This is a genomic window from Microcoleus sp. B3-D7 (assembly GCF_036705305.1).
Taxonomy (GTDB): domain Bacteria; phylum Cyanobacteriota; class Cyanobacteriia; order Cyanobacteriales; family Microcoleaceae; genus Microcoleus.
This window is the reverse complement of record NZ_JAUBUE010000004.1, coordinates 184,781-199,885: the sequence shown is the minus strand read 5'-3', so window position 1 is coordinate 199,885 and position 15,105 is coordinate 184,781. Positions and strand designations below refer to the sequence as shown.

Sequence of the window (15,105 nt, the reverse complement as noted above, 5' to 3'; positions counted from 1 at the left end):
GCAGACTCCGGCGCGATCGCACTCCATCTGCACCCGCTACCACTAAAACCCCGCAAATCGCGCCCGCAGTGCGACAGAATCGGGATTTGCGGGTTCGCGCAGTACGATCTGGCGCTTCGCCATTTTAGATTTTAGATTTTAGATTTTAGATTTGCAATGACTGATGACTATCGCCGTAATGTAAAAATCAAAGCATAACCCTTTTATTTGCCACTCCCCTCATGCCTTTGCCGCGCCTGTTAACCTTAATTGCTGCTTTTTGCCTCGCCCTGGGGCTGATTATTGGGCTGGTGAGTTCCTTAACAGGGCTTTACAGTCAAGTTGCGTGGTCTGCTTCTCCGCTGCTGGCTAATTTGCTGATTTTCCTGATAATTGTACTTTTGGGAACCCTAATTTTTGCGCTGGTTTACTATTTTAGACTGCTGCAACGCCCTCAGAAAGTTAAGGGAAAACGACCGATTACTCCGAAGGTTCCTGTTGTCAAAAGTGAAGCAGCTTCGGAAAATCTCAAAGCAATTCGGCAACAAGTCGATCGCATTCAAGATGAAGTAGCGCGGCAAGCTTTGCTGTTGAGAGCCCGCGAAATTGAAGCTAGCATGGCTCGCGGCAGCGTTCGAGTAGTTGTTTTCGGCACCGGTTCTGCGGGCAAAACTTCCGCTGTGAATGCGCTGGTGGGGCGGATGGCGGGACAGGTGGGCGCGCCGATGGGAACTACCGAAGTTGGGGAAACTTACACTCTGAAATTGAAAGGAATCGATCGAGAATTAGCAATTACTGATACCCCAGGTATCTTGGAAGCGGGAGTAGCGGGGACTTACAGAGAAGAATTGGCGAGGCAGTTGGCGGCGAGGGCAGATTTGATCTTATTTGTTTTGGACGGCGATTTGCGAAAATCCGAGTACGAACCGCTGCGGACTTTGGCGGAAATTGGCAAAAGGTCGATCGTGGTTTTTAATAAAGTTGACCTTTATCCCGACACCGACAGAGATGAAATTCTCGATCGACTGCGGCAGCGAGTCAAAGGTTTTGTAGCAGCAATGGATGTAGTAGCCATTAGCGCCAATCCGCAAAAAGTTGTACTAGAAGACGGCACAATTTTTCAGCCAGACCCGGATATTATGCCATTAATTCGGCGCGTCGCTGCGATTTTGCGAGCAGAAGGCGAAGACTTAATTGCGGACAATATTTTGCTGCAATCTCAGCACTTGGGAGATCAAGCGCGCAAGTTAATTGATGCTCAAAGAAGGCGGCAAGCTGATAAAGCAGTAGAGCGATTTCAGTGGATCGGAGCCGGAGTAATTGCCGTAACGCCTTTGCCAGTTGTGGATTTGTTAGCGACAGCAGCAGTTAACGCTCAAATGGTAGTAGAAATTGCCAAGATTTACGGCTGCGAATTAAATATCGATCGCGCGAAAGAATTGGCATTGTCTTTAGCAAAAACCCTAGCAAGTTTGGGAATAGTTGAAGGCGTAATTCAAGTAGTGTCAAGGGCGCTGCAGTTAAGCGTAGCCGGGTTTGTACTGGGCAAAGCAATTCAAGCAGTCAGTGCTGCTTATTTAACCAGAATTGCCGGTAAAAGTTTTATTGAATATTTCCGCCATGACCAAGATTGGGGCGACGGCGGCATTGCCGAAGTCGTGCAAAGGCAGTTTCAGTTAAACAGGAAAGACGAGTTTGTAAAAGCATTTGTCAAAGATGCGATCGCCCGCGTTGTCGAACCTCTGAACATTTATCAGCAGGAATCGGAACCAGAATTAGAAATGTCAGCGGAATTGGAACCCGAAATAGAACCCGAACCCTTGTATCAGCCACCTCAACAAGACGATTGGGAAACTTACAGCAACAAACGAAACGATGAATGGTAATGGGGCATTGGCCAAACAGGGAATTGGCCAAACAGGGAAGTGAGAATTGGGTAATTACGATCGTTCAATGAGATGTTCCCTGAGTATGCTTTGTTGAATTTCATTAAGAAATTTTACAATAATTTTACACATAGGGGAGACTCTGGGGGAAGCAAGTCAAACCTAGCGATCGGCTCGAACACAATTTTGATAAGATTTAAGATTGACAACAAAATTTGCTATTGTGCGTCCGGGTAAAAACAATGAGCGATCGACCAATTATTCTCGGTATTGTCGGAGACAGCGCAGCGGGCAAAACCACCCTGACGCGGGGAATTGCCCAAGTATTAGGGCCAGAAAATGTCACTGTGATTTGCACTGACGACTATCATCGCTACGACAGAAAGCAGCGGGCCGAAATCGGAATCACAGCATTGCATCCCGACTGCAATCACCTCGACATCATGCAGCAGCACCTCAGCCTGCTGCGTACCGGACAAGCAATTCTCAAACCCATCTATAACCACACCACAGGTACATTCGACCCACCGGAATACATCAAGCCCAGCAAATTTGTAATAGTTGAAGGTTTGCTGGGTTACGCAACCCGAACCATCCGCGATTCTTACGACGTAAAAGTGTATCTTGCTCCTCCCGAAGAATTGCGAAGTCAGTGGAAAGTTAAGCGCGATGTCATGAAGCGCGGTTATACTGAAGAACAGGTGCTTGCAGAAATAAAAAAACGGGAACCGGACTCTGAAGACTTCATTCGTCCTCAGCGCAAATCTGCAGATGTTGTAGTTAGTTTTTACCCGCCAGAAGCGGAAAATGAATCGAATTTGAGCGTCCGTTTAGTGCTCAGACCGACAATTCCTCACCCTGATTTTACTGAAATTTTAGGTCGAGGCAGCGATAGTTTTCAACCTGCAATTCGCTTGGGACTCGATCGGGATATGGGCAAACCTGTTGACGTTTTGGAAGTAGACTCCCATGCTACCAGTGAGCAAGTAAACGAACTAGAAAAGATTTTGTGCAGCGAGTTGCCACACCTGCGGGGATTTTGTTCCGCCCAAGGCAACCCGGAAATTGGCAAACTGATCGGCACAACTGGTGAAGTTTTGCAAAGTTACCCGCTAGCTTTGACGCAGTTGCTAGTTGCATATCACATGATGAAAGCAATTCATGTGTATTAGTTAGTTCTTATTAGTGAGTTGTTATTTGTGATTTGTTTATGGGTCTTTGGTCATTAGTTCCACTCACCATTAGCAATTACTAATTATAATTAGTAACAAATAACAACTAACCCATGACTAATGGCTAATAATTTGAGAGTCGGCAATTTTCCAGATGCCATCCCAATACTCTAAAGTATAGCGAACTAGCTTAGTATTGAAACTGCTACTATCGACTTGGCCATTTCGGTAAACTGTGGCATCTTCGGTGACTCTGACTTCAATAGTGGCTTTGTTCCCAGATGCTGCAAAGCGTTCGACGGATTCAACTTTTTGGACACCGTATCTGTACTGAGAATTACTGTTTGTCAGATAGTCTATCCCTTTGACTGTATCGGCATACAAAATACCTGTAGTCATTTTAGCCAGCAATTGGCGATCGAATGGAGGAGCAAATATTGTCTGCTTTGCCTCCAGCCACTTGCTAATTAAATCTGAAGCTTGTCCGAGAGTAATATTCAGAGCTTGACTAATATGATCTTTGCAGTAATGTGTTGCAATCCGTTGTCGGGTACAAGTAATATTTTCCGCTTTCGCCGGCGGAGTCAACCACAAAGGAGTTAAGATAGCGATTAGAATTATCGGTTTCATATCTAAAATCCTCCATCATGCTAAATTGACTTTATTTAGCCAAAATATAGGTGAGAATTATTAGCCGATTATCTCAACCTATCGTTAGTTGATCGGTAATTTTGTCTACATCATGTGCTGGGGAAATTTCGGAATTTTAATTGTATTAATTTTCTCACGATTGAGAATAAATCCTGGGTGCTCGCAAAGTCGGGTTAGCAGTGCCTAATTGCTGAAGTGGCATGGAGACGGGCAACTGACTTGGAGGTGCGGGCAGCATTTCGCCTCGGAAGTCGAGGAGGGTGACGAGCAGCAGGTAGGCAACTGCTAAAATTATAGAAATCACGCCGGTGATAATAGCAACAATTTTTGAACGATCCATATTCAGCAAATTTTAACTACAGCTAATATTAGTTTAACATTAAAAATAGCAATTATTACTTAACTTATGCAATAGAATATAATCAGGTGCTAGTTATTTCTGTGACCAAAATGGAACCTCTTGTAGATGCGCCAAATCCCATCGAGATGCCCAGAGCTACCCCAGTGGTGGAAACATTTAATCTGGGGAAGTTCTACCGTACCGGCTTCTGGATGAATGAAAAAATTGAATCGCTCAAAAATTGCACTCTGACTGTCTCTGAGGGGGAAACTTTCGGGCTGTTAGGGCAAAATGGAGCGGGGAAAACTACGCTGTTGAAAACTTTGCTGGGTATAGTGCGCCCCACTTCTGGCAGGGCGCTGCTGTTGGGGAAGCCTTTGGGCGATCGCACTGTGAAGCAGCGAGTCGGCTACTTGCCAGAAAATCCCTATTTTTACGATTATCTCACGGGCTGGGAATTCTTGCAATTTGCGGCGGGCTTGTTTGAAATTCCCCCCTCAATTCAGCGACAGCGAATTCCGAATTTGCTAGACTTAGTTGGGCTATCTCAATCGGCAGCAATTAAAAAACAGTTGCGCCAGTATTCTAAGGGAATGCTGCAACGGATCGGCATGGCTCAAGCTTTGATTAACAATCCAGATGTGGTATTTTTGGATGAGCCGATGTCGGGTTTAGATCCGATGGGACGCTATCAGATGCGGGAGATAATTTTATCTCTGAAAAATCAAGGAAAAACAATTTTTTTTAATTCGCATATATTGTCTGATGTGGAGAAGATTTGCGATCGAGTGGCAATTTTGGCGAAGGGTGAGTTAATTTGCATTGGTGCGATCGACGAAATCCTAGGTAATACTGAAACTTACCGGGTTGAAGGTAGGGGCGGTCACTTGAATATCCTGAAAAAATGGATACCGGATATGGAAGTTGATAATGATTTGTGGTACGGTCATTTGCAGGGCGATCCGAAGGAGTTTCTTTCTAGTCTGAGCGGTACGGGAGGGCAGCTAATTGGGATGAATTTGGCTAAGCCTAGTTTGGAAGAGTTTTTTATGCAGCAACTGCAAGAAAGAGGGATTTATTCTAGTGGTTGAAGTCCATAAAATCGGCTCCTGAAACTCGGCGGTTAAAACCCGGCGGTTGAAAGCACTACTACACAAATGAAGCCGCTCTCTAAGAGACTAAGAAAACGGGATATTCCGCCCGTTCCACAACACATCAAGCAGGACTTACGCGCCATATCCAGATAGATGGAGTCTTCATCAGCGGGGGGATTGCCCTACAACACCCTATATTTAGAGGCTGTGCGTAAGTCCTGTCTCATTGACTGACATCTAAATTCGCCAAGGTAGTAATCGTTCAGATTGCTTGTCACCTTTGCACACATAAAGTATCCTCAACAGATAGAAGGTAGTAACGAGCTTTCTTTCAAAAAATCTTTAACCCAAACTAATACTATATCCTGCCTACAAAGTAATGTCTGTAAAGTTTGCTTGCAGCGAAAAAAGTAAGGCTTAATTCCGAGAGATAGGTAGCAGCTTACAATCGTAGATTTTGGAAGGGGCGGATATCTGTGTTGTGGGGAGAGACCGGATCTGGGAAGCAGCCCAGATGTATTGAAACTCGATCGCTCAATTATGCCGACTGATTAAAATACAAGTAAGTTTGTGGGCAGGGTGCAAAATGTCTAACATTCAACTCGGCAGTCTTAACGATAACTATTTCAATATCGATTTCGTTGGTAAGCTCGATTCCACAGACATTTATCGTTTCAATCGTCCTGCTGCAGGCAGTTTCCAAGTCTTGGCTGAAGGTTTTAGCGGCGGTCTGAAAATGGAACTGCTCGACAGCCAAGGAAAGCCGATCGAAACTATTTCAACTAGCGGCAAAAATCCCGGAACTCTCAGTACCGATAATTTGGGCGCAGGAGACTATACTCTCAAAGTTTCTCCCATCTCCTCCGACACAACCTATCAGATTAGTCTGGCGGCAAATGACAAAGTTGACCCACTCACAGGTTTGAAGGTTGACTCCGGTTTTTTTACGCCCGATCCTGCCGGTGAAGTAGGCTTTGATTTCCTGTATGATGGCGGCGGATTTAAAGGACAATTAGCCATATTTAGTTTGCAGGGTATGGAGAAATTTACTCCAGGCTCTGAGGAGTTTATCAAGGAAGCTGCAAAAAGGGCTCTGAGTAATTCGGTGTTGGGTCACGTCGTGATTTCTGATATTACAGAAGGAACAGATCCTCAATTCAGGGGTACTTTAGGGAAGGTAAATCTGAACACCGGGCCCTACAAAGGTGTGAAGAAGTTTGCGATGACTCCTGGAGAAGCATTTGCTGTGATGCTGGTGCCGGATGGCACGGTTAAAGAAGTATTTGATAAACCGGATATTGGCGGCGACAATCGTCCGCTGTTTTCGCTATCTAGCAGTGACGCGGATGATGCTTGGCTGTTGGGTCAGATGGCAGATATTACTGGCGATGGTAAGACATTCGCGATCGAGGATCGATCAATTACTCCGAAGTCAGATTACGACTACGAGGATGTGATTTTCCGTTTGACGGGTGCGACAGGCAAAGCGGTCGAGGTGAAAGAAGTTATCGCTCCGGCTAAGGATTGGACTAAATCTGAAGGCGGTAAGAAATTGATCGATTATGTCACCTCAAAACTGCCTGATGAGCGCAAACCGCCTGCGGATACAGAACCGCCTCCACCCACACCAACACCTGCACCTGCACCTGCGCCAACACCTGCGCCAACACCTGCACCTGCGCCAACACCTGCACCAACACCGCCTGTAGCCCCACTGCCACCTGCGGAGCCAACACCGCCTGTAGCCCCACTGCCACCTGCGGAGCCAACACCGCCTGTAGCCTCACCCCCACCTGCGGAGCCAACGCCACCTGCGGAGCCAACGCCACCTGTGGCTCCACCGCCACCTGCGGAGCCAACGCCACCTGCGGAGGCAAAACCGCCTGTGGCTCCACCGCCACCTGTAGAGCCAACACCTCCTGTAGAGCCAACACCGCCTGTAGAGCCAACACCGCCTGTTGATGATACCCAGGTATCGGCTGAAACTCAACAGCCCGCTGAGCCGGAACCGCCTGTGCCACCAGAGAAGCCCAGCCTGCCTTTGATTGGGATTATCGATAGTGGGTTTGCTGCGAACAATCCGGATCTTGACTACTCTAAAGTGACACTGGGGCGCGATCGCATTGACAATGACAACAATCCTTTAGTGTCGTCTGACGCAGAAAACGAACACGGCACGGCTGTTTGGAGTTTGATTGGCGCTCGCGCAGGTAATAATATTGGCATTGACGGTATTAACGATCGCGCTCCTGTTTGGCTGGGACGCGCCAGCGGTTCCGAGCAGTGGGACTTGTCGCTGACAGATTTTGTGCATGAAGCCAAGGCACAAGGGCAGCAGAATTCTATTGTCAACCTCAGCCTAGACTTAACTCAAGTTAACGGCGAGGGCAACGTGACGACGCGCTACGAGTTGACGCCCAGAGAGCGGGCGGCTTTAGAATATGCTCGTCAGAATGGAGTGCTGCTGGTGGTTGCTGCTGGCAACGATGACGGTGTGATGTCGGTTTTGGGTCAAGCTTCCCAGGAGTTTGACAATATTATGACTGTTGGGGCGTTTGACGGAGTGCGCCGATCGTCCTATTCGAGTTACGGCTATGGTTTGGATGCTGTAGTTGCCGAGGGGGACAACGATTTAGATGCGCTGACGGGAACTTCTTTTGCAGCAGCGAAAGCGACTGGGATGGCGTCTGTTGTGTGGGAAAGCAATCCTAAATTGAGCGATCGCCAAGTAATTGATATTCTCAAACAAAGTGCGATCGATGTCAATTTACCGGGTTGGGATCGGAAAACAGGTTTTGGATTGTTGAATTTAGATAAAGCCGTGCAGTTAGCGAAGGAAACTGCACCGCAATCGAGCACTCGCGCAGAATTCGCAACACCTGAAACTTGGGGTTACGAAGGGCTCGTGAAGCCAATGGAACGAGCTACTGCCGATCGATTTAACGGCAAATCTTATGAGTGGCAACCTTACACGATTCAAGCCGGAGATAGTCTCAGCGAAATTGCCAGAGAAACAATGGGCAGCGCTGCTCCCGATTACTACAAATTCATTGCCAAACACAACAACATTTCCAATCCCAACGTAATTTCTGAAGGTCAAAAAATAGAGGTTCCTGTAGAAGTAGCGGCATCTGATGGCGGTGACAATTCGATCGAAAAGCCAGAGCAACAGTCACCTAATTCAACCTCTATCAACGGTCACAATATTGCTGGCAAATTCTATCCGGTTTACGACAAGTATCAAAGTACGATCGGCAAACCCACTTCAGATGTTACCAACTATTCAGGTAATGTCAGCTATCAACTATTTGAGCGCGGCTCGATCGTTAGCAGTCCCAAAGGAACTTTTCCGATTTACGGCAGTATCCGCCAAGAATACTTGAAAGCAGGCGGATTGGATGGTAGGTTAGGAGTTCCCAAGAGTGGGGAGATCGATCGGGGTAACGGTAACAAGATTCAATACTTTGAAGGCGGTCACATCTATTGGAATGGCAACAAGGCGACGGCTTACCAAGAGCCAATCGGTAAACCCTCCAATCCTGGCGACAGCAAGCCTGGAGAAAATACCAACGGCGGCAACACTGGAGACGGTACAAAACCTGCAAAGCCAGGAAATAGTGGGGACAGCTCAGATAAAGACAACCCAGATCGACCCAGCAACTCCGAACCACCCGATCAAGATAATAAACCAGTGCCCACTAAAACGCTCTCAAAAGAAATCAATTTTGCTTTAACCGACCAAAGTTTGTGGGGCGGAGGGGAAGTATTTAACCCGAGCCTCAATGTATCTGGGGGCCCCAATTTTGACACAGAAGTCAATCTAGGATTTTTGGGGAAACCCTTCGCAAAAGGTGGGCTTGAATACAAATTTCAAGCATTTTTGAGTCCGGGTACATTTGATGTTGACTTCCCTGGCTTATTCGATATTAGCTATCCAGGAGAAGCTAAAGCAGGTAGCTCAGTTGCTGTTAGTTTTAAGTCTAATTTAGGTTCGGAAGGCAGTTTGAAAACAGAACTGGGAGCCTCGTTTATGGGCGAATATAAGCTTGGACTAGAAGCCGGGATTAAAGACATTCCTTTTTTAGGTTCTCGCTCGACCAAGTTCGAGTCTGGTGCCAAGTTCGATCTCAATGAGTTTCTGTTGAAAGAAGTGCTTGAGTCGCCGATAGTGCTAGATCTCGGTTTGGCGACAACCACTGACCAGATCAAAGACAACAAGCTTGAAGCTGATGACAACGCCTTTCAGTATGTTGATGTTATCAGCGTTCTTAAGTTTATTCCTTACACAAGACCTGTAGGTGTAGCTCTTGAAGAGTTTGGCGGACTACAAATCAAAGCAGGAGGCAATCTCAAACAAAAGTCAATCTTGGATATTAAGGGTTTTGAAATTGACTTTGATGGCAAGCAAAATGGCAATGAACTGAAACTGGGTGCCAAGGATTCTGGAGTCTTAAAGATTGACATTCCTCAGAGTTATAGCTCGGGAGAGGTTTATAAATTTACTCCAACTGTCAAGCCGATCGTAGATTTTTCCACTAACTTGGGTTTGACGGGTAAAGTTGAAGCAGTCTTGGATCTCAAAGAGGTGCTACTAGAGAAAATCGGCGACAAATTACCCGAAACTGTGAAGAAAAGACTGGAGGATTTTGTGAACAACCAGGCGGCAAATAGTCTAATTCCGTTAGAAGTGAGTCGATCGGCAGAAACACCAGAGTGGACTTTTCTATCTAAAAAATTCGATCCTTTCAATGTCGATAAATTTGAAGCGAAGCTACCAGAGTTGAGCGTGAACGTGGTGTAAAGGCATTACCGGAGGGATCGACGTGGATCGCACAGATCGCGATCACCCTTGCTCCATCTGCGTTCATCCCCGTTCATCTGCCTTCATCTGCGGTTCAAAAAAGAGCGATCGCCCTTAATCCAAAAAGTGCGATCGCCCATTTCAATTCCTAACCAGAAATTACCTCACTCAAAAGATGAGCCTGAGAGCCCTCAAGCCGAGGCCCGTGAATCTGCACCACCCTAGAAGCCAAATAATTGCCCCAACGAGCCGCTTGTACAGAACTCAAACCGTTAGTAATTCCAAACAAAACACCGCCCGCAAAAGCATCCCCAGCACCCACAGTATCGATCGCCTTTACCGGAAATCCAGCCACATCAACAATCTGTTTGTTCTCCACCACCATGCAGCCTTTATCCCCATTAGTGATAAAAGCCAAATCCGAAATCTCGCTCATTTTCCGAGCGCACTCTTCCAAAGATTCCTCTTTAAAAAAGCTCCGAACTTCATCAGCATTGCAAAAAATTACATCGCAATATTCCGAAACCACCTTGTGAAAATCATCAGCAAATCGATCGACTAAAAAGCCATCCGAAAAAGTAAAAGCCACCTTCACACCCAGACGCTTAGACTGTTCCATCGTCTCAATGCTAGCCTTTCTCGGATCGGGAGCATCCCAAAGATAACCCTCAACATAACTGTACTTGCAGTGACTCAGGCGATCGACATCAATATCAGTCGCAGCCAGAGTAGTAGAAACACCCAAATTAGTACACATCGTGCGTTCCGCATCCGGTGTAGTCAGCACTACACAAGTACCCGTAGGCCCGTTCGAGTCAGCAGCAGGATGCACGTTAAAATCAATCCCCGCCGCCAGCAAATCTTGCCGATAAAATTCCCCGTTAGTATCCTTAGCAACCTTGCCAGAATAATACGCTTTACCGCCACTCTGAGCCAAACCAATCATCGTATTTGCCGCCGAACCGCCCGATCGCATTTGCAGCGAATTGTGTTCTAAATCGTGCAAAATTCCCCCCTGCGTTTCCGAATTCATCAGCGTCATCCCGCCGCGATTCAGCCCGTGGCCGAGTACAAATTCATCTTCCACCAATGCTAGGATGTCTACCAGGGCATTTCCCACGCCAAACACATCCACTGAGCGGGAATCTTGATTGTTTTCTGTCATCAGTAATTTTTGGTTTACACTAATTATCAACTTTATACTAAATCGACTTCAACTCAACATCTATTTTCTTTAAGTTATCTTTATCTAAATCCCCAAGCCCAAATCCATCTAATCTAAAATCCAAAATCTCAAATTGATATGACTGATACTTGTCTCCCACCTCTGATTCAGCAAATGTTGCAGCCCGGGTTTTACCCACATGGGGTGACAGAACCAGTGCAGCTAATTCAGACTCATGCTTCCTTTGTTTTGCTGACAGGAGATTATACTTACAAAATCAAGAAACCAGTCAATTTTGGCTTTTTGGACTATTCGACTTTGGAGAAACGGCAGCATTTCTGCAACGAAGAATTGCTGCTGAACCGACGCACAGCACCGGAAATTTATCTAGAAGTTTTGCCAATTATTCAAATTGGGGATTCGTTTCAATTTGGCAGCAACTTACCTGCTATAACTCCCGCCGAAATTGCTGTAGAATATGTGTTGAAAATGCGGGAGTTTCCTCAAGATTCGCTGTTGCTTAGTTTATTAGAACGCGGACTGTTAACAGAGCCACTTATGGCAGACTTAGGGCGCGAAGTGGCCAACTTTCACAGCAGGGCAATTAGTAACATCTACATTCGCACATTTGGCGAAGTCAGTCAGATTCGCACTGCAATAGATAACAATTACCGGATTTCGCAAAAATATATCGGCGGGCCGCAGACTCAGAGACAATATCAGGAAACTAAAGATTATACTGATGCGTTTTGTGTGACCAATCAAGAGTTATTTAACCTGCGGATTGCCAATAATAAAATTCGCGAGTGCCACGGAGATTTGCATTTGCGCAATATAGCATTCTGGCCAGATAAAATCTTGCTGTTTGACTGCATTGAATTTAACGAGCCTTTTCGCTTTGTTGATGTCATGTACGATGTGGCTTTTACAGTAATGGATTTGGAATCGCGGGGGCGCAGAGACTTGGGTAATGCTTTTCTCAATACTTACATCGAACAAACAGGGGACTGGGAAGGACTACAACTGTTACCTCTGTATTTGAGCCGTCAAGCTTATGTTAGAGCGAAAGTAACTTCATTAATGTTGGACGATGCCGCTATTTCAACTGCCCAAAAAGCAGAGATTTCACAGACAGCAGCTCATTACTATAAACTGGCTTGGCAATACACGCAATCGCGCCAAGGCAAGTTAACTTTGATGTCGGGTTTGTCGGGTTCTGGCAAGAGTACAGCAGCTCGATATTTGGCTCGCCAGACTGGGGCAATTCACATTCGCTCGGATGCGGTTCGCAAACATTTAGGCGAAATTCCTTTAAATGAACGCGGCGGGCAAGATTTGTACTCGGATGAAATGACGGCACAGACTTATGGTAGATTGTTAGAGTTGGGGATAGTGCTGGCTGACCGAGGTTGGAATGTAATTTTAGATGCAAAGTTCGATCGCCAAAACTGGAGAACCGATGCAATTAATCAGGCTCAATCCCACGGCTTGCCCCTCCAAATTATTTACTGCACCGCACCAATTGAAGTATTGCGAGAACGCCTGCAACAGCGCAGGGGCGATATTGCCGACGCGACAGCCGAACTATTGAGTTCGCAGCAAACAGCTTTTGAACCTTTTACAGAATTAGAGCAAATTTCTGTAAAGATTGTAGATACCGCCCAAGACTTAGAGGTACAATTAAACTTGATTTGTGGAGAGTAGTTGCAGAGCGATCGCCCTTGGCAATTTGATTGTCTGCTAATATTGTCAATATCTTTCTGTATTATTAAAAACAAAACTTACAGCTCATGCCAAAATTTACCGGAGACTCCAAGGGGTTTAGCCCCGCGCTGATATGGTTTGTGTTGTTTACCGTTGGGTTTCGCTTAGTAGGATGTACGCTGGTCCTGAGTCTCGGCTTGGGTGTCATCGGTGGCGTGGCAGCAGGTTTAATTGTCGCTTGGTGGCACAACGAATTACTACTCAACCCGAATATGAATTCCAAGGACAAAACCTCAGACGCTATCGTCAATAAAGAAGTAGTGCAAAGGGACGCCCATAAATATAGCAAAACCTCTAGGGGTGATGCTGCTACATTGTTTGGCTGGTTATCTGGACCAGAGGATCGTCGCTAGCACCGAAAATAGTTTTGAGTATTGAGTTGTAAGCTTTAAGTTAAAGAGTTCATAATTCACAACTCTATACTAAAAATTAACCACTCCCGCCACTTAAATTACTAATTACAGATTAGCGACTAACGATCGTTCATTTTCAATTACCCATTACCGCTAACGAGCAATTTGAATTACTTGCTTAATGTTTGTATTTCTCTCGAAACTCCTGCCGCTGTTTATTTATCCTTTGGGGTTGAGTTGCCTGTTAATGATGGCGGCTTTAATCACACTTTGGAAGCGTCCGAAATGGGCGGCGGCGCCAATTGGTGCGGCTCTAATTATTTTACTGCTCGGAAGTAGCGGTTGGGTTTCAAAATCGTTAGTTCGATCGCTCGAATGGCAAAACTTACCAACCGCCGAACTCCCTCAAGCTGAAGCGATTATCGTCTTGGGTGGCGGTGTCAAAGCAGCTTTACCTCCCCGTCCTTGGGTAGAATTAGCGGAAGCGGGCGATCGAATAATCTACGGTTCCCGACTTTACCGGCAAGGCAAAGCTTCTGTGCTAATTCTCAGCGGCGGTAGAGTAGATTGGAAAGGCGGCGGGGCTCCTGAATCGGCAGACATGGCAGAAATTGCCCAAACAATGGGTGTACCGGCATCAGCAATTCTGCAAGACCCCGATTCACACAACACTTATCAAAATGCCGTCAACGTGCGGAAAATTTTAGATGCTAAAGGCATAAGAGGGCCGGTTTTGCTAGTGACATCGGCGATGCACATGACTCGATCGCTCTTAATTTTCCAGCGTCAGGGAATAAAAGCAATTGCCGCACCAACAGACTTCCAGATCACGCAGCAGGATATCGCAGCATCCGAAAGAAATTGGCAAGCAGTCGCCTTGAATTTATTGCCGGATACCTATGAGTTAAACCAGTCAACTAAAGCTTTGAAAGAATACATCGGCATAATCGTTTATCGCTTGCGGGGATGGCTTTAACAGAATTTTAGATTTGGGATTTTGGGTGGAAGAATTTAAGTAGTCTCAACCGTTAAGTCACTTCCCAAATCCAAAATTGATTCAGTGTGCTAGCTTAAAGTCAATACAGCCGATATTAGCCACACTCGCCCCCAAACAATCATGCTGCCCCACGAGTTGCAAAACATTGCCCCAGAACCGACTCCCGCGGCCGAAATTTTTCAGAGACACCAAATTGTCCGCGAGTTTTACGATGAAATTAAGTACCGTCAAGAACTAGAACTTCACTGCCAGTGGTATTACGCTACAGCCAAGCAGCATCAGCAGGAATTGCAGAAAATGCAGGGAGATTTGAATATCTTCGGTTGGTTTAGCCGCGGACGGTCGAAAAATTAAGGGTTAAATAAAAAAGATGGTTTGTAGTAAGGAGTTTAGCCCGGCCGATCGACTAAAAGCTACAGAAAAAACTGAACTCCTCACTACAAACTGTACAACAGCTATATGACTCCCGCCCAAAAACGGATACCTGCTTTCCAACAGGAGTCGTGATCAGCGCAAAATTTTAGACTCTAGTTCAAGCTTCCAGATTCATCTGTGGAGTAAATCTAAAATCAAAAATCAAAAATCAAAAATCGACTGACGGGATTTGATATTGTCTTTGACCTCCGGCTTCTACTTTGGAGACAGCTAGACTTCCGAAGATATCAATTCGACCTCATCCTCTTTCAGGTGAGCTCGAAATTTTTTGTCAAATTGTACTAGAATCGGCCAATTAGCACTGACAGGTCTGCCGTGCCATTCGTGAACGATCGCCACGACTTCTCCTTCCATACCCTTAATATCAAATGGTTGACTGCGATTTTCAGGGTGGTGGTAGACAACAACAGAGTTTTTAATGCAAACGCGATCGCCAACTTTCATAGACTTATATTTAGTGTTCTCTCT

General features: G+C 45.9%; 12 protein-coding genes. 8 read left to right on the top strand and 4 right to left on the bottom strand.

The genetic code is table 11. The features are described from left to right. Positions 1–221: 221 nt before the first annotated feature. Both QUB25_RS05380 and QUB25_RS05375 read left to right on the top strand, forming a co-directional pair. Positions 222–1,865, top strand: a complete 1,644-nt coding sequence (locus QUB25_RS05380) for a GTP-binding protein (RefSeq protein ID WP_333060186.1) — start codon at positions 222–224, stop codon at positions 1,863–1,865. A gap of 242 nt (positions 1,866–2,107) precedes the next feature. Further along, positions 2,108–3,037 carry a phosphoribulokinase gene (locus tag QUB25_RS05375; protein WP_333182279.1) on the top strand — a complete coding sequence of 310 codons (930 nt, stop codon included), beginning with the start codon at positions 2,108–2,110 and terminating at the stop codon, positions 3,035–3,037. Positions 3,038–3,154: 117 nt separating this feature from the next. Here the strand turns inward: QUB25_RS05375 and QUB25_RS05370 are convergent, their stop codons facing one another. Both QUB25_RS05370 and QUB25_RS05365 read right to left on the bottom strand, forming a co-directional pair. Further along, on the bottom strand, positions 3,155–3,667 hold the full coding sequence (locus QUB25_RS05370) for an ARC6/PARC6 family protein (protein WP_333182278.1): 513 nt from the start codon (positions 3,665–3,667) through the stop codon (positions 3,155–3,157). Between the two features lie 154 nt (positions 3,668–3,821). After that, on the bottom strand, positions 3,822–4,028 hold the full coding sequence (locus QUB25_RS05365; protein ID WP_333182277.1) for a hypothetical protein: 207 nt from the start codon (positions 4,026–4,028) through the stop codon (positions 3,822–3,824). 110 nt (positions 4,029–4,138) lie between these two features. Between QUB25_RS05365 and QUB25_RS05360 the strand changes: the two genes are divergently transcribed. Beyond that, a complete protein-coding gene (locus tag QUB25_RS05360) occupies positions 4,139–5,119 on the top strand; it encodes an ABC transporter ATP-binding protein (RefSeq protein WP_333060188.1) in 981 nt (326 codons plus the stop codon). Between the two features lie 589 nt (positions 5,120–5,708). After that, positions 5,709–9,923, top strand: coding sequence for a S8 family serine peptidase (locus tag QUB25_RS05355; protein WP_333182276.1), 4,215 nt, complete (start codon positions 5,709–5,711; stop codon positions 9,921–9,923). A 148-nt stretch (positions 9,924–10,071) separates the two neighbouring features. Here QUB25_RS05355 and QUB25_RS05350 read toward each other — a convergent pair whose 3' ends face one another. Continuing rightward, positions 10,072–11,088: an adenosine kinase gene (locus QUB25_RS05350; protein ID WP_333182275.1), complete on the bottom strand. Its 1,017-nt coding sequence runs from the start codon at positions 11,086–11,088 to the stop codon at positions 10,072–10,074. A 138-nt stretch (positions 11,089–11,226) separates the two neighbouring features. On the opposite strand from QUB25_RS05350, the gene QUB25_RS05345 reads away from it, so the two are divergent. From QUB25_RS05345 to QUB25_RS05330, 4 genes are all read left to right on the top strand, one after another. Next, positions 11,227–12,792: an AAA family ATPase gene (locus tag QUB25_RS05345; RefSeq protein ID WP_333182274.1), complete on the top strand. Its 1,566-nt coding sequence runs from the start codon at positions 11,227–11,229 to the stop codon at positions 12,790–12,792. 86 nt (positions 12,793–12,878) lie between these two features. After that, on the top strand, positions 12,879–13,205 hold the full coding sequence (locus QUB25_RS05340) for a hypothetical protein (RefSeq protein WP_333180071.1): 327 nt from the start codon (positions 12,879–12,881) through the stop codon (positions 13,203–13,205). 181 nt (positions 13,206–13,386) lie between these two features. After that, on the top strand, positions 13,387–14,181 hold the full coding sequence (locus QUB25_RS05335; protein ID WP_333182273.1) for a YdcF family protein: 795 nt from the start codon (positions 13,387–13,389) through the stop codon (positions 14,179–14,181). Positions 14,182–14,322: 141 nt separating this feature from the next. Next, on the top strand, positions 14,323–14,556 hold the full coding sequence (locus QUB25_RS05330) for a hypothetical protein (RefSeq protein ID WP_172186607.1): 234 nt from the start codon (positions 14,323–14,325) through the stop codon (positions 14,554–14,556). 291 nt (positions 14,557–14,847) lie between these two features. On the opposite strand, the gene QUB25_RS05325 is transcribed toward QUB25_RS05330, so the two are convergent. Further along, on the bottom strand, positions 14,848–15,081 hold the full coding sequence (locus QUB25_RS05325) for a ferredoxin-thioredoxin reductase variable chain (protein WP_006635793.1): 234 nt from the start codon (positions 15,079–15,081) through the stop codon (positions 14,848–14,850). Positions 15,082–15,105: the final 24 nt, after the last annotated feature.

What these genes read in the sequence shown, in the direction of transcription:
- QUB25_RS05345 (WP_333182274.1), top strand. Translation starts at nt 11,227, where the DNA reads ATGACTGATACTTGTCTCCCACCTCTGATTCAGCAAATGTTGCAGCCC.
- QUB25_RS05380 (WP_333060186.1), top strand. Translation starts at nt 222, where the DNA reads ATGCCTTTGCCGCGCCTGTTAACCTTAATTGCTGCTTTTTGCCTCGCC.
- QUB25_RS05355 (WP_333182276.1), top strand. Translation starts at nt 5,709, where the DNA reads ATGTCTAACATTCAACTCGGCAGTCTTAACGATAACTATTTCAATATC.
- QUB25_RS05365 (WP_333182277.1), bottom strand. Translation starts at nt 4,028, where the DNA reads ATGGATCGTTCAAAAATTGTTGCTATTATCACCGGCGTGATTTCTATA.
- QUB25_RS05330 (WP_172186607.1), top strand. Translation starts at nt 14,323, where the DNA reads ATGCTGCCCCACGAGTTGCAAAACATTGCCCCAGAACCGACTCCCGCG.
- QUB25_RS05370 (WP_333182278.1), bottom strand. Translation starts at nt 3,667, where the DNA reads ATGAAACCGATAATTCTAATCGCTATCTTAACTCCTTTGTGGTTGACT.
- QUB25_RS05360 (WP_333060188.1), top strand. Translation starts at nt 4,139, where the DNA reads ATGGAACCTCTTGTAGATGCGCCAAATCCCATCGAGATGCCCAGAGCT.
- QUB25_RS05335 (WP_333182273.1), top strand. Translation starts at nt 13,387, where the DNA reads ATGTTTGTATTTCTCTCGAAACTCCTGCCGCTGTTTATTTATCCTTTG.
- QUB25_RS05350 (WP_333182275.1), bottom strand. Translation starts at nt 11,088, where the DNA reads ATGACAGAAAACAATCAAGATTCCCGCTCAGTGGATGTGTTTGGCGTG.
- QUB25_RS05340 (WP_333180071.1), top strand. Translation starts at nt 12,879, where the DNA reads ATGCCAAAATTTACCGGAGACTCCAAGGGGTTTAGCCCCGCGCTGATA.
- QUB25_RS05325 (WP_006635793.1), bottom strand. Translation starts at nt 15,081, where the DNA reads ATGAAAGTTGGCGATCGCGTTTGCATTAAAAACTCTGTTGTTGTCTAC.
- QUB25_RS05375 (WP_333182279.1), top strand. Translation starts at nt 2,108, where the DNA reads ATGAGCGATCGACCAATTATTCTCGGTATTGTCGGAGACAGCGCAGCG.